We start from the raw sequence: 19,665 nt of genomic DNA, 5'->3' as shown, positions 1-19,665 counted from the left end.
TAGCGGGGCCAGGCAATGTGCGCTGAACCACAATTCCAGTTAACATGCATTAACGGATTTGGGTCTGCATCAAGGAGGATGAATGGACATCAAGGGAACAGTGGCGCTGGTAACCGGCGGGGCATCTGGTCTGGGGGCCGCAACGGCGAAGCGCCTGTTCGACGCAGGAGCCTCCGTGGTGCTGGTGGATCTGCCGCAATCGGCGGGGGAGTCCTACGCGGCCGAGCTGAATGGCGCGGGCTCAGTCTCGGGCTCAGTTTCGAGGGAACGAGCCGTTTTCTCGCCCGCAGACGTCACCAACGAATCCCAGGTCCAAGCCGCCGTCAATGCCGCAACCGCCATGGGACCGCTCCGGATCGTGGTCAACTGCGCAGGCATCGCGACACCCGGAAAAGTCCTTGGCCGCGACGGCGTGCTTCCGCTGGAAAACTTCAACAAAGTCATCCAAATAAACCTCGTGGGCACCTTCAACGTGATCCGGTTGACCGCCGCAGCCATGGCGGAAACCGAGCCCGTCTCCACGGAACTGGGCGGACCCGAACGCGGCGTCATCATCAACACAGCATCCGTGGCCGCTTTCGAAGGCCAGATCGGCCAGCCGGCATACGCCGCATCCAAGGGCGCTGTAGCAGCCATGACGCTGCCTCTGGCGCGCGAGTTCGCCCGTTCATTGATCAGGGTGGCCACCATCGCACCCGGTATCTTCGAAACGCCCATGATGGCCGGTCTTCCCCAGTCAGCCCAAGATTCCCTGGGACAACAAGTTCCGCACCCAGCCCGCCTTGGCCGCGCCGCCGAGTACGCGAACCTTGCGGCCCACATCGTGGAGAACGCCATGCTCAACGGCGAAACCATCCGGCTTGATGGCGCCATCCGCATGGGACTCAAATGATGGGCGAGGACAGCGGCGTGGACCTTCCCACTGCCGACTTCTTCGACTTCGAATCCCTGCTCAGCGTTCAGGAACAAAGGAAACTCAACGAACTCCGTGGCTTCCTGGCCTCAGAGATCGCCCCGTATGCCGGGCAGTGGTGGGAAAAGGCGGAGTTCCCGGAACACATCCTCCCCAAGCTCGCAGCCCTCCGGCTCAGCGCTCCCGCCCAACGCGGGTACACGCACCTGTTTGCCGGGTTGGTGATTGCTGAGATGACCCGCGTTGACACCTCGATTGCCACGTTCTTCATGGTCCACCACGACCTTTTCGTGGAATCGCTCTACGACTTCGGCAGCGATCAGCAGCAGGACCGCTACCTCGACGACGCTTCCAACCTCCGCACCACCGGAGCCTTCGCACTCACTGAGCCGAACCATGGGTCCGACGTCGCCGGGGGCATGGAAACCACCGCCCGCCGTGTTGCACGCCCGGATGCCGACGGCGGCGATTACTGGGTGATCAACGGCGCCAAACGCTGGATCGGCAACGGGACGTTCTGTGACTTCATGTTGGTGTGGGCCAAGGACGAAACAGACGGCGCAGTGCGTGCCTTCATCGTGGACGCAAACCTGCCGGGCGTCACCCGCAGCCGCATCGAGAACAAAATCGCCCTGCGAACAGTGCAAAACGCCGACATCATATTTGATGACGTCGAGGTAGCTGAAGCAGACCGCTTCGCCGGCATCAGCAGCTTCGTGGACACCAACCACCTACTCCGGGGATCCCGGATCATGGTGGCCTGGCAGGCCGTGGGCCAGCAACTGGCAGCTTTCGACGTCGCCCGGCAGTACGCCGTCGAGCGCATGCAATTCGGCAAACCACTGGCCAAGTTCCAGCTCATCCAACAACACCTGGTGGACATGCTCGGCAACGCGGTAGCAAGCATGGGAATGATGGTCCGCATCGCCCAGCTACAGGAAGACATCTTCACGGACGCCCACGGTGTGCGCCACGGCGGCGCCCAGATGGCACAGGTGGCTCTCGCGAAGGCCTACTGCAGCGCCCGGATGCGGGAAACCGTGGCCCTGGGCAGGTCCATCCTGGGCGGGAACGGAATCGTCACCGATTACCGCATCGCCAAAATCTTCGCCGACGCCGAGGCAATCTACACATACGAAGGCTCTTACGAAATCAACTCGCTGATCGTCGGCCGTGCAGTGACAGGGGTTTCGGCTATCACCTAGGCCCGCTGTCCTCTCACTCCTGGGGGAGCTTCTCCCCGGCTTCCACCAGCACGTCCAAGGAATTGCCACGGACAGGCATGGGGCAGGTGCCATACGGAGTGAAGGCACTGGGATAGTTGATGGCACGGTTGAAGTCGATCACCACGGATCCGTCGGGGCGGGGCCGGGGAATGAACACCTTACGCCACTCGTCCGTGGTCTTTCCGTTGCTTTCATCGTGGAAGGTGACGTTGAGCGCGCCCAGCTTCTCCTCCTCCGCGTGCAACCGGATCTGGTGGGGAACGCCCGGTACCCGAAACACCACCTCGCCCACTGACCGGTGGACGCCATCCACCAGGGGGTTGGCCGTGCCGATGGGTACATCCACGGGCTCAGCGTAAGCTTCGAACCGGCCTTGGATAACCCAGTCGGGGTTGTACTCGTAGGTGGGGACACCCTTGAACCCGGTCAACACGGGCGAGCTGTTATCCCGGGTGCGAACGGCGTACTTATCCGCACGCATGGCGAGTTCCACCACAACCTGTGTTCCGTCGTCGCCGCCAAACTGCACCCACATCAGCGACTCTTCGTCCTCCAGCGTCGCCGTGATGGTGCCCTCCACCACGTGTCCTGTCTCCACCACAGTGAGGCCATCAGCCGCGCTCGCCGTGAGGAACGCGGTAGTGCCATCGGTAGACCAGAGGCCCGGAACAAGTTCCATGGCGGACGGTTGGGATTCAAGCCATTGGAAAGAGGTCAGTGTCAACCATCCGTGCTCCGTGGCAAGTGCTGAATGCCTGCCTGCGCGGAACCGCTCCCAACGGGCGAGCTGGGCGTCGGTTGCGGTGGTGGGCGAGCTCATGGTTCTCCTCGGCTGGTGTTCGCGTCTGTTCGCGGTGGTTGCACTTGCCTCAACTATGAGCCGGGCGTGGGCATTCCCTCATCCAGTCGGTCTCAGCCTCCGTTGCCTGGATCGGCTCGCGCTGGCCCTGAAACCATGCCAGCGCGAGCCGGGTTTGATGGACGGGCGGCCAGCTGCCCGGTGGTGGTGGCCAGCGATCCTTGGAGACCTTGGATGCGCTCCGTCACAAGGTAAGTGTTCATAGTGAGCAGTTCGTTACGCTGCAGAACGGATTTATCCCGGTCCGTTTTAACCTGACTAGTCTCGAGGGGCAGCCGTTGCCGCCGCCCCGCTCAGGGGATGGAACTTCATGCGCGAAGGGTGGAGCGGGCCGTCACCGAGGGCTTCCAGCACTGCCCTGCACGTCAATACCCGCGACAGATTGCTTGCGCTGACTGAAAAGAGGATGTGGATTGCGGAATTTTGGTACATTGCAGTCGCCCCGGTTCCTTGCAGCTCGCCTTTGACGGCGTCCCCGATCCGGGCCAATAAGGTCCAACAATGGCTCCGGCCATCGCGTGGGAGGGGCAGCGAAATAATGGCCACAGCATGCGAACCGGGCCCGTCTGCGCCGAACTCCGCAACCTCATGGACCCGTCTTTGAAAATGGGCAGGCGTGGCCAGCCCTGTGTAGACGTCGGTACAGGAGATGGCGGGGGCCGTTTCTGCCACCTCAGCCCACCCCTCCGCGATCGATAGGAGTGCATCGACGTCAAGGGCCCGCTCCGCTGCAGTGAACAAAGCCCGGAAATCGATCAGAGTCTCCCTGATGCTGACTCCATTTCTGGCGCGCGCAGCTCCCAACAACTTGGCCGCAGGAGCTGGAATGTGTTCGCCGCTGGCAAGGGGAATGACTACTGTCCGGACTTCCGGCAGGAACCAATCCGCTCTGAACCGCCAACCCTTTTGGTAACTGGCAATCCGCCATCTGCGCAGCAAATGGTGCTGCGAAAACGTGCGTTCGGCAGCTGATTTTGTCCGGAACGATGTCATAACCCAAGAGTGCGCAAAAGAGCCGTTTCGTGACGAAGTGCGTTCCCGCATCCTGTTTGCTAAAGACTGTGTACAAACCGGCGTCACGACTCGTGCAGAACCCACACTCCATATACATGGGCAGGGTTCTCTACGGTTTGGGGGTGCCATATGGCACGCGGGTCACATGCGAGCAACAAATCCGGCGTCGACGACGGAAAACTCATGGAATTGGTCCGCAGCGGAGACTTGTCTGCCTTTGACGGACTATACGAACGCCATGTGGCCGTTGCCTCCAACGTTGCCCGGCGCAACGTGGACAACCAGAGTGACGCCGAGGACGTGGTGGCCGAGGCTTTCCAGTCCGTCTTGCAGAGCCTTGTTTCGGGAAAAGGACCTAACACGTTCTTCAGGGCGTACTTGTTGTCCACAGTTGCCCGGTTGTCCCATCAGCGGAATCTAAAGGCCCGCAAAGTCCTTCCCAGCGGTGACGATTCCGTCCTGGATCAAACCCTGGCAGACTCGGACGCCGCAGTGGGCGCTTTCGAATCGCACACAGTAGCCAGGGCGTTCCGTGCCCTGCCTGAACGGTGGCAGGCCGTGCTCTGGTACTTGGACGTCGAACGCATGAAACCTGCAGCCGTGGCACCCATTCTTGGGCTCTCCTCAAACGCTGTCTCTGCTCTCGCCCTTCGTGCCCGTGAGGGCCTGCGGAGACAGTACCTGCAGCACCACGTCGCGGAGCAAACTGACATTGACTGCTCTGAATACGCTTCCAAGCTCGGCAACTACATCCGCGGTGGAGTGTCCAAAGGCACGGCGCGCAAGATCCGCGAGCACCTTGACACCTGTCCCTCGTGCACTGCCGCCCTCGCGGAACTGAAGGATGTTCAGGGAAGCATGAGGGCAGTCCTCCTTCCGCTGGTGACAGGAATTCCAGCCTCACTGTGGGCAGGTCAAGGGGCGGGACTCGGAGTCGCGGGTGGCATGGTGCCCGGCAAGGCGGCGCTGGCCCTCCATTCTTTGGCCCTCCCGGCGCTTGCGCAACCGGCGCTCATGACGGTCATCGCGGCAGCTGCCGTAGGACTTGTAATGGGGACTGTGGCCGTCGTAGACCATATGACGCCGGATGCATTTAGGGAGCAGTGGGCTGTGGAGTCCGCCGGGGTTCCAGGAGAAAAGCTTCCGGTGATTCCCACGCCTTCTCCGGCGAGCGCACCGGCTCAGAGCACTTCCATAGCGGTTGCGCCGCCGGTTGCGCCGCCGGTTGCCGGGCCGGTTGCGCCGCCGGTTGCCGCGCCGGTTGCCTCGCCACCAGCGGACGCGCCACCCGTTGAAGTGCCGCCCGACGTCGATAAATCCGGAGCCGAGGAGCCTGTGCTGCAGATTCCGGTTGAACCAACGGCTGCGCCTGCCCCGGCCCAGGCGCCTGCCCCGCTACCCGTCACTACGCCGTCTGCTTTGCCTTCGGTAGTTCCGTCGGCACCTACTCCAGCGGTTGTGAACGGCTCAGTGCGCGAAGCCGGAGACCGGGAGTCGGGTGGCACCGTCATGGATATTGACTTCCAGATTGCCGGAGCCAGCCCACTGACTGCCGGCACGGCCGTATTTTCGGTGGGGAAGAACTCGTGGATTCTCAAGAACTCTCTGCGGGTTCCGGAAGGATGGACCTGCTCATTCGAGAGCCGGAGTGTGGTGAGTTGCTTCACCGCTGCTGTTCAGCGCACGGACCTTAGCTTTCAACTGGGGGCTCTCTCCAAGCGGGGTGGGGACGGCTCCGCTAAGGATGAAAGGGTCCTCACCTACACGCTGAGTGGACCGGGCTTGGTCTCGAAAAGATTTTCCGCCTTGTATTGAATCAAGATATTGCCGGGCCGATTGCGTCATGAATTTCCACGTGGGGGCACTCATCCATCGGCAAGGCCCGGTGACGGGCGGCATGAACTATCCATAAGGGTGAGAAATGAAAACATGCACGGACCTCCGTGCGGTGAATCCTTGGGTTCTCCAGGTTCCCCTAACTGTCATGGGGACGCTCTGATGGCGCGCATTCTGGTCACAGGCATTGCCAACCCGGCCGGCTCGTCCTTGGCATGGCAGCTTAAGGCAAAGGGGCATTGGGTGCTGGGAGTGGACGTCCTGCCCGGCCGTGGTGGGTTTGCGGATGTTGTTTCAGCCGTTTCACCCCCGGATGCCCTCGGTCACCTTTGGGAGTTGCGGGGCCTGGTGGCGACGCACGGGATTGAAGCCCTCATCCCCACCATGAATGCCGAGCTTGTGGTCGTCTCAGAGGCCCGGGACGATTTCGCCCCGGGAGTTCGCGTGGTGGTGGCTGATCCTGCGCCGGTAAAAACGGCTCACGACAAATACTTCACCATGACGTGTCTTGCAGCAGCGGGGGTGAGCGTTCCCAGGTTTGGCCTGCCCGGCAGTTTTGGGTCTGTGCATGATGCCATGGATATGTTGGGCGGTCCGCTGGTGGTCAAGCCCCGTATTTCACGGGACGGACGGGGACTCTGCTTGCTGGAGCGGACCTCCGATGCCGGTGCCCGGGCTGCCCGTATCTGGGCCGGCCTTGACGACTCGTGGATTGTCCAACGGTTTGCGCCCGGCACCGAATACGCTTCACCGGGGCTGCGCAGCGGACGGCTCAATGATCCGGATGACGTCCTGGTGGTGCTGGAGAAGACGCTCAGAGGGGCAACAGGGCGGGACGGTTCCCCAACAGTCAGTATCCGGAAGGTACAGGATTCTGATGTTGCCTCGGTGGCTGCTTCCGCCGCTGCCGCCCTCGGGCTGACCGGTCCATTCAGCGTGGATATCAGGCGTCTTCAGGACGGCAAACCGGCAGTTTTGGAGGTAGAGGCCAGATTCGGAATGTTCAGTGCCCATGCTCCCCGGATTCTGGATCGGATTTTGGATCGATTGGCACAGGGCCAACCGCTGGGAAAGTCGGCGTGACACGGCGTACCCTGAGCGCATGGGGATTGAGTCAGCGATTCCGATTGTCGTCAGTCTGGCCCTCATTGTGGGTTCGATCTGGGCCGGTACGAGGCTTGTGAGTAAGGGAGTTCCTTCCAAAGGAGCAACCGGCACCCTGGGGAGTGTTTTGTCCATGATTGAACCTGCCACGGGTGCGCCCACCCGGATGGAAGCGGCCGCAGCCATTGAAGAGATGAGGCAGCGCCGGCATGAGTCCCTGTCGGCAGGCCCGGGTACGGCGAACCGGGACGTGTTCGGCGGAAAGGTAGTCCTGCCACCACCTGGCAGGAAGTCGCCAGCAGGCGACGCCAAACTCTGAGACGTATTCCTTCTGTTGAGTTCCGTGCGGGTAAGATCCCGTAGGAACAAGTAATCCGGCTCACAGTATCCAGCGCAGTGTACGGGCCCCACCAGATCCCGAAGGTAAGTATCTATGGTTCACACTGCCCATCAAGACACCGATCTCGCTGCCGAACTGCGTGCCGACGTTCGCCGCGTTTCCACTCTCCTCGGCGAATCCCTTGTACGACAACACGGTCCGGAGCTGCTCCAACTGGTGGAGCAGGTGCGCTTGCTGACCAAGGAGTCCAAAGAGGCCGCCCGGGGCGGCGCGGATGCCACCGGCCCTTGGAGCGCGCACGACGTCGTTGCCCAGGTCCGCGAGTTGCTCGCCTCCCTGCCACTGGACCAAGCCACTGATCTGGTCCGCGCCTTCGCGTTCTACTTCCACCTCAGCAACGCGGCAGAGCAGGTCCATCGCGTCCGGGGACTGCGTACCCGGCAGGAAAAGGACGGCTGGCTGGCGAAAGCGGTCTCAGAGATCGCCGGCCAGGCTGGGCCGCAGGTCCTGCAGGACGTCATCAACGAACTGGACGTACGCCCTATTTTCACCGCGCACCCCACTGAGGCTTCGCGTCGCTCTGTTCTGGACAAGGTCCGCAAGCTATCGGACGTCCTCGCCGAGCCAACCGCTGAGGGGACCTCAGCGCGGCGTCGTCAGGACCGCCAACTCGCGGAAATCATCGATCAGATGTGGCAGACCGATGAGCTCCGGCAAGTGCGCCCCACGCCGGTGGATGAAGCCCGAAATGCCATCTATTACCTGAACAGCATCCTTACCGATGCCATGCCGGAGATGCTGACGGACCTTTCGGAACTCTTGGCTGAGCACGGTGTAACGCTGCCCGCCGCTGCCGCACCGCTGAAGTTTGGTTCGTGGATCGGTGGCGACCGCGACGGTAACCCGAACGTCACCGCGGCCGTCACACGGGAGATCCTGCAGTTGCAGAACCAGAATGCCGTTCGCATCAGCATTGCCTTGATCGACGAACTCATCTCGGTGCTCTCCAACTCGACGGCTCTCTTTGGGGCCGACCAGGAGCTGCTGGATTCGATCGCCACAGACCTTAAGAACCTGCCCGGTCTGGACAAGCGAATCCTTGAACTGAATGCGCAGGAGCCGTACAGGCTCAAACTGACGTGCATCAAGGCCAAGCTCATCAACACCGGACGCCGTATTTCAGCGTCCACGTATCACGAGCCCGGCCGGGACTATGCAACCACTCCCGAGTTGCTCGCTGAATTCGGATTGCTTGAAACCTCGCTGCGGAACCACTCTGCGGGGCTGGTAGCGGACGGTGCACTGGCACGCGTACGCCGGGCAATCGCGGCCTTCGGCTTGCATTTGGCAACCTTGGACATCCGTGAACATGCTGACTACCACCACGATGCTGTGGGGCAGCTCGTGGACAGGCTCGGCACAGAAAAGCCGTACGGCGAGTTGACTCGTGAGGAACGCTTCACCTTCCTGGGGGCGGAGTTGGCTTCCCGCCGACCTCTCTCGGGCCACCCGATCAAGCTTGAGGGCACGGCTGACGGAACATACGACGTCTTCCGGAGTATCCGCCAGGCCCTGCACACCTATGGCCCGGACGTCGTGGAAACCTACATCATTTCCATGACACGTGGCGCCGATGACGTTCTTGCTGCCGCAGTCCTTGCCCGTGAAGCCGGCCTGATAGACCTGTTCAGCGGCAAGCCCCACGCAAAGATCGGGTTCGCTCCGCTGTTGGAAACGGTGGAAGAGCTCCGGGCGTCGGCTGAGATTGTGGACCAATTGCTGTCTGATCCGTCCTACCGGGAACTGGTCCGTCTCCGCGGAGACATTCAGGAAGTCATGCTCGGTTATTCCGATTCCAACAAGGAATCCGGCGTAATGACCAGCCAGTGGGAGATCCACAAAACCCAGCGCAAGCTGCGCGATGTGGCTGCCAAGCATGGCGTCCGGGTTCGTCTTTTCCACGGCCGCGGAGGCTCCGTGGGCCGCGGTGGCGGACCCACCTACGATGCCATCATGGCCCAGCCGAACGGTGTGCTTGAGGGCGAAATCAAGTTCACTGAGCAAGGCGAAGTCATCTCGGACAAGTACTCCCTGCCTGAACTCGCCCGTGAGAACCTGGAGCTCTCCTTGGCCGCGGTGATGCAGGGCTCGGCACTGCACCGCACGCCGCGAACCTCGGAGGACGAGCGTGAGCGCTACGCCAACGTCATGGAGACTATCTCGGACGCAGCGTTTGCCCGCTACCGCACCCTGATTGACGATCCCCAGCTCCCCGCTTACTTCCTCGCCTCCACGCCGGTGGAGCAGTTGGGTTCGCTGAACATTGGTTCGCGACCCTCCAAACGTCCGGATTCCGGTGCCGGACTGGGTGGCCTGCGGGCCATTCCGTGGGTCTTCGGCTGGACGCAATCCCGCCAAATCGTGCCGGGCTGGTTCGGTGTGGGCTCGGGGCTGAAGGCTGCCCGCGAGGCTGGAGATACGGATCAGCTGCTGGAAATGATGGACCGCTGGCACTTCTTCCGTTCCGTCATCTCCAACGTGGAAATGACGCTGGCAAAGACTGACATGGAGATCGCGGGCCACTACGTTTCATCCTTGGTCCCGGAGGAACTGCACCGGTTGTTCCACATGATCCGCGACGAGTACGAGCTAACTGTGGCCGAAATTGAACGGCTTACCGGTGAGATGGAACTCCTCGACGCCCAGCCCACGCTGAAGCGTTCATTGGAAATCCGTGACCAGTACCTGGACCCGATCAGTTACCTGCAGGTGGAGCTCCTTCGGCGCGTGCGCGAGGAGCAACTTTCCGGAGGCGAGATCGATGAGCGGCTCCAGCGGGCCATGCTCATCACCGTCAACGGGGTAGCCGCCGGGCTTCGCAACACCGGCTAGCACCGTCTCTCACATCCCTCGGGGTTTTCTGGATCCCTCTATCACCAGGTGATAGAGGGATCCGGCCAAAGGCGCGGGATGTGCGGGAGGGATAGGGTAGTGGGATGCCGTCGTTCCAGACCAAGTTGAAGATCACTGGCCTCAAACCGGGCAACGCACCTGAATCGGTGATGGCCGCAGCGGTGGAAGCGCTGGAAACCCGCCACCACGTCGAAGCGAACCAGCTGGACATCGTGGGCGGAGTACCCCAGCTCAGCCTCCGCTTCACCGTTGATGATCGCGACTACTCCGGCGAGAACGACGAAGCCCGGACGTCGGCAGCCATGATGCGTGACGCCGTCGAGCGTGTTGCTTTGACCGGCAGCCTTTACGTACTGCGTCGCAGTCGCGGACGTTGGTCGCCGGTCTAGAACCGGGCACGAAACCGGCTTTACTCGGGCTGTGCCACGTCGCCGGGCTTGTCGGCGTCGAACGGTTCCTCCACCGGTGAGCGGGTGCCGCGGCGCCGGGTGACGATCAATCCCACCACAACGCCGATCACCAGCCCCAGTCCCACTCCAATGAGTGAACTGGCCCAGAATGGGAGCTTGGTGGCGGAGCCGGTGAAGTATCCCAGGCCAACCTGCCACACGGCCCACAGCACGGCACCCAATCCGGCGCACAGGCTGAACCCGCGCACCGAGACGTTCGCTATCCCTGCCGCGGATGAGGTGGCGAGCCTGCCACCGGGGATGAAGCGCGCGCCAATGATGGCGCCGTAGGTTGAGGAGCGGCCCGCTTTGGCAATGGCCTCGTGGATGCCGCGGTGGATGCGCCGCCCCCACGACCAACGGTCCAGGACATGGCTGATCCGCCGCTTGAACAAGAGGAAAACCAGCATGTCGCCGAGCCAGGAAGCGAATGCTGCCAGGAAAAGAATGAGCCAGAAGTTCGCGTGGCCGTCGGCAGCGAGCGCCCCGCCAGTGATCACCACCATTTCGGAGGGGATGGGCGGGAAGATGGCATCGCCCAGCACAATGGGGACGATCCACAGGTAAATTGCGGATCCCCAAGTTTCCGGGGCGGTGAAGTCCATGGGCACAAGGTACCGCACTTGCCGTGTCCGCCGCTTCGGAGTGAGACTGGGCCATGCGAATCGACATTCTGCGCGGGGACCTCACCACACGCGGCGTTGACGCGATCGTCAACGCCGCCAACTCGTCTTTGCTTGGTGGAGGGGGAGTGGACGGCGCTATCCACAGGGCTGCAGGCAGGGAGCTGCTGGAGGCGTGCCGGGAGTTGAGGCGGACGCAGTTACAGGACGGGCTGCCGGTTGGTTCCGCCGTCGCGACTCCCGCTTTCAAGCTCCCTTCGCGGTGGGTGATCCATACTGTGGGACCTAACCGGCATGCGGGCCAGACCGATCCGGCGCTGCTCGCCTCGTGCTTCCGTGAAAGCCTGTCAGTGGCGGCCGGGCTTGGTGCCCGGTCAGTGGCTTTCCCTGCGATCAGCGCCGGAATTTATGGTTGGGACGCCCGTCAGGTTGCGGAGGTAGCGTTCGACGCCGTGAGGTGGTTTTCGTCGTCGTCTTCAGGACGTGGTGCTGATAACAGCTCGCTTGAGTTGGTGGAGTTCGTGCTGTTTTCGGAGGACACGACGGCGGTGTTCCGGACAGTGTTTGAATCGTCGCCGGGGTTTGAAGCTTGAGCAGGGGGTGAGCCGTCGCCCGAGTCAGTGGGCTTCGCTGAGCTCCAGCTGGCTACGGTATTCCACGCGTTGCTTACTGATGGGGTCCACAAAAGTGATGCCGCGTGCCAGCAACTGAAGGGGTTTGCTGTAGTCGTCAGGAGCTTTGTCCAGGAGGTCCGGGTAGAAAGCGTCGTTGACGATTCCCAACCCGAGGGAAGCCATGTGAACGCGGAGTTGATGCGTCTTTCCCGTGTGCGGCTCCAGCCGGTACAGCGCGCGCTGGTGAGTGCCGGCGTCGAACGTTCTTGTTTGTTCAATGCGCGTTTCAGCGTTCGGTTCGCCGGGGATGACTTCGGCGAGCAGGTAGCTGCGGGACTTGGTCATGCGGTTGCGGACCACTGCCGGGAACTCGACGGCGGGATAACCTGCGGCGGGCGTCGCGGCCGACACGCACTCGTATTCCTTCTGGACCTGGCGCTTCTCGAAGAGGACCTGGTATTTGCCGCGGGTTTCGGGGTTGGTGGAGAGCAGCAGGAGGCCGGCTGTCATGCGGTCCAGGCGGTGCATGGGGATGAGGTCCGGGAGCTCGAGCAGGTTCCGGAGCCGAACCAGCGCGGATTCCTGGATGTAGGTGCCGCCTGGAGTAGTGGGGAGGAAGTGGGGCTTGTCCACCACCAGGATGTGTTCGTCCTGGTGGAGGATGCTGATTTCCACGGGCAGGCGCGTCTCCGGCGGGAGGGTGCGGTAGTACCAAATAAAGGTGTGGTCCTCCAGTTTGGTGCTGCGATCCAGCGGAACGCCGCCCTCTCCTACGATCTCGCCGGCGTCGAACCGGTCCTCGATTCCTTGGGGATCAATGTGTCCCCAGCGGTGCATCATGTAGTCCATGGCCGTGGTCCACGGGCCCTCGTCCGGGAGGCGCAGGCGGGTGGCGTTTACGCCGTCGCGTACGGGGAGGGGGGATTGCATCACGTGACAATTCTACCGGGGCCGTTGTTGGGCCCGCTCTGCGCCCCAATTTGGACGCGAAGCGCGCACAGCAGGCCCCGCAACGGAAGAGCTATCCGAACACAAAAAAGTTCTTGACAATAAAAGTTGTCGGTACGCATACTTGAAGCATGTTGGACATCGAAGTGATCGAGGACCCGGCCGCGGCTGAAGTCTCGCTGGACCCCATCCGCACCCGCATTCTGCAGGAGCTCGTGGAGCCGGCGTCCGCCACCCAGCTGGCAGCGAAGGTGGGGCTGCCCAGGCAGAAGGTCAACTACCATCTCAAGGCCCTTGAGCGCCACGGGCTGGTGGAATTGGTGGAAGAGCGACGCAAGGGCAACGTCACCGAGCGCGTACTGCGTGCCACGGCGGCGTCCTACCTGATCTCCCCCGTCGCTTTGGCCTCCGTGGCGCCGGACCCGCGGCGCTTCTCCGATCGGTTTTCGGCCTTCTGGTTGTTGTCCCTGGCTTCCCGCACGGTGCAGGAAATGGGAAAACTCATTGCCGGTGCCGCCGTAGCCAAGAAGAAATTGGCCAGCTTCGCGATCGACGGCGAGATCACGTTCCGCTCCGCCGCGGAACGCGCAGCATTCGCAGAAGAACTCGGCGTCGCGGTGACCAGGCTCGTGGACAAGTATCACGACGGCGGTGCTGCCGCAGCGGCGAGCGGTGCACGCAAGCACCGCCTCGTCGTCGTCCTTCACCCCGCACTTAAAACCAGCGCACCTAAAACCAGCGCATCTAAAACCACCTCAACAGACACAGTCTCCCCGGAGCAATCAGCAGAAAAGGATCAAAGCAATGACTGACAACCGGAAATTCGAGATCGAAACGGACGTCGAGCTGCCCGGCACTCCTGAGCGCGTGTGGCAGGCGGTCACCCAGGACACTCCTGCCTGGATGTTCCCCACGGATCAGTGGCCCAGCGTCAAGACCATCGAGGAATACCCCAGCCATTTGGTGTCCCGGATGGACGGCCCTGACGGCTGGTTCAATCAGTTGGAGCGCGTCCTTGAGCCGCTTGAGGGCGGCCGGGCCAAGCTGCACTATGTTCACAGCGGGATCTTTGCCGACAACTGGGACGAGCAATACGACGGCGCCAGCAAGCACACCGAGTTTTACCTGCACACCCTTGGCCAGTACCTCAGGTATTTTGATGGCAAGCCGGTGGCCTTCACCGATATTCAGGCGCCTGCTTCTTCGCAGACGGCCGACGGATTCTCGCAGCTTAAAAAGGCGCTGGGAGTGGAAAGTGCCGCCGCCGGGACCGCAGTGGATGTGAACGTCGACGGCGTGGGCCGGCTCAGCGGGGAAGTGGACTTTTCCAACGAGAACTTCCTGGGCCTCCGGACTGCGGACACCATGTACCGCTTCTTCGGCCGGAACGCTTTCGGTGCTCCGGTCGGCATGACCGTGCACGAGTTCAGTGGCTCCGGCGACTCGGAACTCACGGCCAAGACCTGGGGCGCATTCCTGGAAAAGGTCTACGCCTAGAGCTGCGGTGAGGCCGCCCAGGCCCGGGTTACGGAATCCAGGGCGGCCTTGTAAATCCCGGGCCAGTCTGTGGCGGGATCGTTCATTTGTGCCAACTCCAGGCTGACGAGCCCGTGGACTTGTCCCCAGATGGCCATGGCCACCATTGTGGGATCATCCTTGCGGAGAGTGCCCGCGGACTGTGCGGCGACCACCGCTTCGACCAACGGAAGCATCGAGTCCGAGGCGACGTCCGGCGTCGGGCTGCAATCGACATAGGCCGTCAATGCCCCGCCGAACATCAGGCGGTAGAGGGCCGGGTGTTCCAGTGCCCAGACGCGGTATGCCCGGCCCAGTTCCAACAGTCCGCCCTTGGCTGCCTCCCGTTGGGATTCACCAAAGGAGCGAAAACCGTCGTCGACGGCGGCCGTCAACAGTTGTGCTTTCCCGCCGAACAGCGAGTAGATGGCCGTGGTGGACGTTTCCGCGGCGGCGGCGACGTCGCGGAGGGTGACGCGCGCAGGCCCTTCGCGGTCCACCAACTCGGCGGTTACCGCGAGAAGCCGGTCCTGGACGTGCTGATCGTGAACTACGGGTCTTGCCATAGCTTCAAGTGTTCCATAACATTGTTTCATAACAGCGTTACGAAACTCGGATCCGGTAATCGTGGGTCCGCCAACTGAAGGATTCTCATGGCACAGGACATCTTCCCAGGCCGCTTCACTGCGGACACAGGGCGCGATTCAGTGACCGTTTTCCTCATTGGGATGCGGGCAAACCGGTGGTGGAAGCTGGCGAAAGTGGCCAAGGTGGCATCGGCAATGCCCACCATGATGCAGCACCTCGCGGCCAACCCCGAGGCCGGGCTGCTTGGTAGCGAGCAATGGTTCGGTCGGACCACCATGCTGCTCAGCTATTGGGAGAGTCCGGAGCATTTGAGGCGCTTCGCCGCGGACAAGGATTCGCCGCACCTGGGGCCATGGCGGAAGTTTATGAAAGAGGTCGCAGGCAGCGGCGATATTGGTGTGTGGCACGAGACGTACCAGGTGCCGGCAGCGGGTATTGAAGTGGTCTATAACGGCATGCCGCTCTTTGGCCTGGCGAAGGCCACAACCCATGTTCCGGTGGGACCCGGCAGCAATACGGCCAAGCAGCGCATGGGCGGGGCGGCCCGATCTGCTGGCCCGGCCCCAACCAGGTAGCAGCACATGCCGTTTTGATGGGGCCAAAACGGCGTTAACTGCGACTCAGTTGGGTAGCAACGGCGAGTCCGGCGGCCGGCGGCCTAGGCAACCGCGACGGCGGCGGGCTGCTCTGCTTGGAGCGTCCGGCGAAGGTGGGGTGAGGCGTCGAGCTTATCCTGGGCTGCTCGCAGTGCACCCACGGCGAACTCCAACTGTGCGGCGGGCAAGGTGAACGGAACACGCAGGTAATGCTCGAACGCGCCACCCACCCCAAAACGGGGGCCGGCCGCCAAGCGAACACCGAAGTCGGGGGCGAGTACGGTCAACGCAGTACTGCACGGCGTGGGAAGGCGGCACCACGCGGTGAGGCCACCGCGGGGTCGCTCCACCTCCCACGATGGCAAGTGCTCGGCAAGCAACCCCAGCAGCGACTCCCGGTTGCGCCGAAGCTCCTCGAGCCGGGCATCAAGCGGTTCGGCGAAAGACCGCACCAGGCGCGCCGCAGCCAGTTGTTCCACCACCGGCCCGCCCAGATCCATGACGGTCCTGGTGGAGACAAAACGGGCGATCAGCGCCTCGTCCGCCCGGATCCAGCCCGTCCTCAGCCCCGCCCAGTGCGACTTGCTGAGCGACCCTATGGAAACCACCGCGGGACTGAAGGATGACATCGGCGCAGTACGGACGCCGTCGAGGTTTAGCCCGCGCAGCGTCTCATCCACTACCAACACGGTCCCTGACGCGGCCGCTGCCCGCGCCAGGCGCCTCCGCTGCAGGTCTGACATGATGCGTCCGGTGGGGTTGTGGAAGTCCGGCACCAGGTATGCCATGGCGGGGCGCTGCTGGTTCATGGTGGCCACCATGGCATCGAGATCCCAAGGCGGCGAGGTGCTTGATTGTATTGCAGGTAGCGCCACCGGCAGGGGCTTGCAGCCAGCTGCACGTATGGCGTCCAGGGCGTTGGGGTAGGTGGGGTGTTCCACCAGGACGCGGTCCTGCCTTCCGGCCAGCGTCCTCAGCACGATGTTCAGTGCATGCTGCGCTCCGGAGGTAACAAGGATTTGGCCGGGGGTTGTGGGCACCCCCTCGGAAGTGTACTTTTCAGCGATGGCTTCGCGGAGGGCGGGAATGCCCACGGCATCGTAACCGAACCCGGGCAAGAGGGCGGGCAGCTCGGTCAGTGCGTCAGCGAAGGCCCGGTGCACTACTTCGCCGGCGGCCGGGAGCGAGGCATAAGCCAAATCAAGAAGTCCCTCGGGAACCGCGAGTCCGGGGGCGCTCACTGGAGCGGTGCGGTGGGGGATGCAGGTCCGTCCACGGCTGCCCTGGCCGGCAGTGAGGAAGCCCTGTTCGCGGAGGCTCGCATACGCGGCAGTGACCGTGGTGCGGCTGAGCCCCAATGTCTGGGCGAGTGCCCGCTCGCTGGGCAGGGCGACGTCCAACGGGACGCGGCCGTCCATCACCAACAAACGCACGACGTCGGCCAGCTCGCGGTAGGCGGGCAGCGCGCCGGAGTTCCACGAGCCGAGGAGGCGAACAAGGGCGGTGGGATTCAGGGAGCCGGGCATAAGACCAGTATTGCAAACTGGCTATGGAATACAAGGCCAGTTTTCGTGGATGATGTGTTTCATGATGACCCGCAGAATCTCTCAACTCCTGATCGGCCTCGCGATGTACGGCATCTCCTTGGCCATGTTCATCCGCGCCGGTCTTGGTTTGGACCCTTGGGATGTGTTCCACCAAGGCGTATCCCAAAAGACCGGATTCAGCATTGGCGTTGTGGTCATCGCAGTCAGCTTCCTGGTCCTTCTCCTGTGGATCCCGCTCCGTCAGATGCCGGGGATCGGAACCATCGCCAACGCGGTCCTGGTGGGACTCTTTGCGGATCTGGGACTGTGGCTCATCCCGGAGTTCTCACACCTGGGCGGGCAGATCGCCATGCTTGCAGGTGCTGTGATCCTCAACGGCATCGCGTCCGCCTGCTACATCGGTGCCCGCCTTGGACCCGGCGCCCGCGATGGCCTGATGACCGGCCTTGTCCGCCGTACCGGGTGGTCCGTGCGGTTGGTCCGCACGGGCATTGAAGTAGTTGTCCTGGCCGTGGGCTTCCTGCTGGGCGGTTCCGTCGGTGTGGGTACAGTGGTCTACGCCCTGGCCATCGGCCCGATCGTGCAGGTACTGCTTCCCAGGTTCATGGTTCCGGAACGTGCAAAGACAACGGCCCCCACGGAAGCCGTGGAGGCCGCGCAGGCTGCCTGAACTAGTCCTTGATGGCACCCATTGAAAGGCCGGACTGCCAGTAGCGCTGGAGGCTGAGGAACGCGACGATCAGCGGGATGATCATGAGCAGCGAGCCGGTGATCACCAGATTTTGGATCAGCTCGCCATTTCCGGCGGTGGACCCAAGTTTGTTCCACTGGTTGATTCCAATAGTGAGCGGGTACCAAGCCGGGTCTTTCAGCATGATCAGCGGCAGGAAATAGTTGTTCCAGATGGATACGAAGGAAAACAACAACACCGTCACCGTGGCCGGGGCAAGCAGGGGGAAGGCGATGCGCAGGAATATGCGCAGTTCTCCCGCACCATCTATACGGGCTGCCTCGATCAATCCGTTGGGTACGGCCTGATCCGAAAAAACCCACATGAGGTAGAGGCCGAACGGATTGATGAAAGATTGGATGAGCACGGCCCACGGCGTGTTGGTGATCCCGAGCTGGGCGAAAAGCAGGAACTGGGGGATGGCCAAGGCGATTCCGGGAACGGAAATGGATCCGAGCACGATGAGGAGGAAAGCCCGCCTGCCAACGAAATCGTGCTTGGCAAGCGCGTAGCCTCCCAAGGCCGCCAGGAACGTGGACACCACTGCGCCGATTACCACGTACAGGACCGTGTTCAGCAGCCACCGCGAGAAGATGCCCTCTTGGAAAGTGAAGACTTGAACGACGTTGTCCCACAACGCAAAGTGCTCGCCGAAGCCAAGGCCGAACGAAGAAACAAAATCTTCTTGGGATTTTGTTGCGTTGATGACCAACCAGAGCATGGGGACAATGCAGTAGAGCGCGAACAACCCGGTCACGATTGTCAGCGTGAGGCTCTTCCTGGGGTTTGCCAAGGTGTAGAGCTTGCGCGGGCGTTCCAAGGGAAACCTGGGGGCCGGGGCGGCTGCCCTGGTGGAGGGTGCTGTGGGGCTACTTGTTGAAGGCATTCTTCATTCCCTTGATTTGAACTGCATATGCGATGGCAATAGTGAAGACAGCCATTACCAGGGCCAATGCCGCTGCGTATCCCTGCTGGGAACCAGTGAAAGCAAGACTGTATGCGTACATGTTCGGTGTGTAGTAGGACGTAATGCCGCTGTTGGAGACAAGCGTGGTGAGAATGTTGGGTTCGTTGAATAGCTGGAAAGTCCCAATAATCGAGAAAATGATGGTGACTATGAGGGAACTCCGCAATGCCGGGAGCTTGATGTGCCGGACAATCTGGAACTCCGTGGCTCCGTCAATTGCCGCCGCCTCATAGAGTTCACGGGGCACAGCCCGGAGGGCCGCATAGAAGATCAGCATGTTGTAGCCCGTGAAACCCCAGGTGACCATCACGCCAATGGAGATCATGGTTGTTTCAGGTGCGAACGGGTTGAATGATGTGCCTGCTGCCTCGTTGAGGCTTCCTATTAACCCGTACCGTATTCCAAGCATGAAGCCCCACATCAAGGTGGAGACGATCGCAGGAATGGCATAGGGAAGGAAGACCACGATGCGGAAGAAGCGTGAACCGTGAAGCCTTAGGGAATCGATGGCGAGAGCAAGTGCGATGGCGCTGAACAGCATGAAGGGGACCTGGACAGCAGTGAAGAGCACCACCCGGATAACGCCATCGTAGAACTGGTTGTCCTGAAAAAGCTTGATGTAGTTGTCGAACCAAATAAAGACTTTTCCGCCGATCAGTTTGTTCTGAAACATGCTGATGTAGGCCGAGTAGCAAATGGGAACAATAAAGACGAAGAGGAACAACACGCTGAAAGGTGCAATGAACACCAAGCCGACGTTCCGGCGTTTTGGCTTTCGGAGCGTTTGATGATCGGCTACCACGTCTGAAACCGATGTTTGGTGGGTGAGCAGCTGTCGGCTCATGGGGCCCTGCTTTCATGTTTCATTTGGTGTAACGGGATA

General features: G+C 61.9%; 20 protein-coding genes. 12 read left to right on the top strand and 8 right to left on the bottom strand.

Annotated elements, in window-relative coordinates; genetic code table 11:
* Positions 1-82: 82 nt before the first annotated feature.
* Both BACI9J_RS17705 and BACI9J_RS17700 read left to right on the top strand, forming a co-directional pair.
* On the top strand, positions 83-892 hold the full coding sequence (locus BACI9J_RS17705) for an SDR family NAD(P)-dependent oxidoreductase (protein ID WP_159735520.1): 810 nt from the start codon (positions 83-85) through the stop codon (positions 890-892).
* On the top strand, positions 889-2,118 hold the full coding sequence (locus BACI9J_RS17700) for an acyl-CoA dehydrogenase family protein (protein WP_159735519.1): 1,230 nt from the start codon (positions 889-891) through the stop codon (positions 2,116-2,118). The genes BACI9J_RS17705 and BACI9J_RS17700 overlap by 4 nt, the downstream gene beginning before the upstream one ends.
* A 13-nt stretch (positions 2,119-2,131) precedes the next feature.
* Here BACI9J_RS17700 and BACI9J_RS17695 read toward each other — a convergent pair whose 3' ends face one another.
* Positions 2,132-2,959 (bottom strand): DUF1684 domain-containing protein, encoded by an 828-nt coding sequence (locus tag BACI9J_RS17695; RefSeq protein ID WP_159735518.1) that lies wholly within the window; start codon positions 2,957-2,959, stop codon positions 2,132-2,134.
* A 297-nt stretch (positions 2,960-3,256) separates the two neighbouring features.
* Positions 3,257-3,991 (bottom strand): hypothetical protein, encoded by a 735-nt coding sequence (locus tag BACI9J_RS17690; RefSeq protein ID WP_159735517.1) that lies wholly within the window; start codon positions 3,989-3,991, stop codon positions 3,257-3,259.
* A 150-nt stretch (positions 3,992-4,141) separates the two neighbouring features.
* On the opposite strand from BACI9J_RS17690, the gene BACI9J_RS17685 reads away from it, so the two are divergent.
* The 5 genes from BACI9J_RS17685 (at position 4,142) to BACI9J_RS17665 (ending at position 10,594) form a co-directional block, all read left to right on the top strand.
* Entirely contained in the window at positions 4,142-5,827 is a 1,686-nt protein-coding gene (locus BACI9J_RS17685; RefSeq protein ID WP_159735516.1) for a sigma-70 family RNA polymerase sigma factor, read from the top strand.
* Between the two features lie 183 nt (positions 5,828-6,010).
* On the top strand, positions 6,011-6,931 hold the full coding sequence (locus BACI9J_RS17680; protein ID WP_159735515.1) for an ATP-grasp domain-containing protein: 921 nt from the start codon (positions 6,011-6,013) through the stop codon (positions 6,929-6,931).
* A gap of 19 nt (positions 6,932-6,950) precedes the next feature.
* Positions 6,951-7,271 (top strand): hypothetical protein, encoded by a 321-nt coding sequence (locus tag BACI9J_RS17675; protein WP_159735514.1) that lies wholly within the window; start codon positions 6,951-6,953, stop codon positions 7,269-7,271.
* A gap of 114 nt (positions 7,272-7,385) precedes the next feature.
* A complete protein-coding gene (ppc, locus tag BACI9J_RS17670; protein WP_159735513.1) occupies positions 7,386-10,184 on the top strand; it encodes a phosphoenolpyruvate carboxylase in 2,799 nt (932 codons plus the stop codon).
* A 104-nt stretch (positions 10,185-10,288) separates the two neighbouring features.
* Positions 10,289-10,594, top strand: coding sequence for a hypothetical protein (locus BACI9J_RS17665; RefSeq protein ID WP_159735512.1), 306 nt, complete (start codon positions 10,289-10,291; stop codon positions 10,592-10,594).
* 20 nt (positions 10,595-10,614) lie between these two features.
* Here BACI9J_RS17665 and BACI9J_RS17660 read toward each other — a convergent pair whose 3' ends face one another.
* Positions 10,615-11,259 carry a DedA family protein gene (locus BACI9J_RS17660; protein ID WP_159735511.1) on the bottom strand — a complete coding sequence of 215 codons (645 nt, stop codon included), beginning with the start codon at positions 11,257-11,259 and terminating at the stop codon, positions 10,615-10,617.
* 53 nt (positions 11,260-11,312) lie between these two features.
* On the opposite strand from BACI9J_RS17660, the gene BACI9J_RS17655 reads away from it, so the two are divergent.
* Positions 11,313-11,870 carry an O-acetyl-ADP-ribose deacetylase gene (locus BACI9J_RS17655; RefSeq protein ID WP_159735510.1) on the top strand — a complete coding sequence of 186 codons (558 nt, stop codon included), beginning with the start codon at positions 11,313-11,315 and terminating at the stop codon, positions 11,868-11,870.
* A gap of 24 nt (positions 11,871-11,894) precedes the next feature.
* On the opposite strand, the gene BACI9J_RS17650 is transcribed toward BACI9J_RS17655, so the two are convergent.
* Positions 11,895-12,821 (bottom strand): RluA family pseudouridine synthase, encoded by a 927-nt coding sequence (locus BACI9J_RS17650; protein WP_159736541.1) that lies wholly within the window; start codon positions 12,819-12,821, stop codon positions 11,895-11,897.
* A gap of 149 nt (positions 12,822-12,970) precedes the next feature.
* On the opposite strand from BACI9J_RS17650, the gene BACI9J_RS17645 reads away from it, so the two are divergent.
* The gene (locus BACI9J_RS17645; protein ID WP_159735509.1) at positions 12,971-13,651 is read left to right on the top strand and encodes an ArsR/SmtB family transcription factor; all 681 of its coding nucleotides are present in this window, start codon (positions 12,971-12,973) and stop codon (positions 13,649-13,651) included.
* The gene (locus tag BACI9J_RS17640; protein ID WP_159735508.1) at positions 13,644-14,336 is read left to right on the top strand and encodes an SRPBCC family protein; all 693 of its coding nucleotides are present in this window, start codon (positions 13,644-13,646) and stop codon (positions 14,334-14,336) included. The genes BACI9J_RS17645 and BACI9J_RS17640 overlap by 8 nt, the downstream gene beginning before the upstream one ends.
* On the opposite strand, the gene BACI9J_RS17635 is transcribed toward BACI9J_RS17640, so the two are convergent.
* Entirely contained in the window at positions 14,333-14,920 is a 588-nt protein-coding gene (locus tag BACI9J_RS17635; RefSeq protein WP_201296613.1) for a TetR-like C-terminal domain-containing protein, read from the bottom strand. The genes BACI9J_RS17640 and BACI9J_RS17635 overlap by 4 nt on opposite strands.
* An 87-nt stretch (positions 14,921-15,007) precedes the next feature.
* On the opposite strand from BACI9J_RS17635, the gene BACI9J_RS17630 reads away from it, so the two are divergent.
* Positions 15,008-15,517 (top strand): DUF4188 domain-containing protein, encoded by a 510-nt coding sequence (locus tag BACI9J_RS17630; RefSeq protein ID WP_159735506.1) that lies wholly within the window; start codon positions 15,008-15,010, stop codon positions 15,515-15,517.
* Positions 15,518-15,600: 83 nt separating this feature from the next.
* Here BACI9J_RS17630 and yczR read toward each other — a convergent pair whose 3' ends face one another.
* Positions 15,601-17,064, bottom strand: a complete 1,464-nt coding sequence (gene yczR, locus BACI9J_RS17625; protein ID WP_159735505.1) for a MocR-like transcription factor YczR — start codon at positions 17,062-17,064, stop codon at positions 15,601-15,603.
* Positions 17,065-17,125: 61 nt separating this feature from the next.
* Between yczR and yczE the strand changes: the two genes are divergently transcribed.
* Positions 17,126-17,755 carry a membrane protein YczE gene (gene yczE / locus BACI9J_RS17620; protein WP_159735504.1) on the top strand — a complete coding sequence of 210 codons (630 nt, stop codon included), beginning with the start codon at positions 17,126-17,128 and terminating at the stop codon, positions 17,753-17,755.
* 1 nt (position 17,756) lies between these two features.
* Here the strand turns inward: yczE and BACI9J_RS17615 are convergent, their stop codons facing one another.
* Both BACI9J_RS17615 and BACI9J_RS17610 read right to left on the bottom strand, forming a co-directional pair.
* Positions 17,757-18,701: a carbohydrate ABC transporter permease gene (locus BACI9J_RS17615; RefSeq protein ID WP_236558749.1), complete on the bottom strand. Its 945-nt coding sequence runs from the start codon at positions 18,699-18,701 to the stop codon at positions 17,757-17,759.
* Positions 18,685-19,626: a carbohydrate ABC transporter permease gene (locus tag BACI9J_RS17610; RefSeq protein WP_201296612.1), complete on the bottom strand. Its 942-nt coding sequence runs from the start codon at positions 19,624-19,626 to the stop codon at positions 18,685-18,687. Before BACI9J_RS17610 ends, BACI9J_RS17615 begins: the two co-directional genes overlap by 17 nt.
* Between the last annotated feature and the right edge of the window lie 39 nt (positions 19,627-19,665).

The sequence above is a fragment of the Arthrobacter sp. 9V genome, assembly GCF_902506065.1.
Taxonomy (GTDB): Bacteria; Actinomycetota; Actinomycetes; order Actinomycetales; family Micrococcaceae; genus Arthrobacter.
This window is presented reverse-complemented; position numbering and strand designations above follow the sequence as displayed.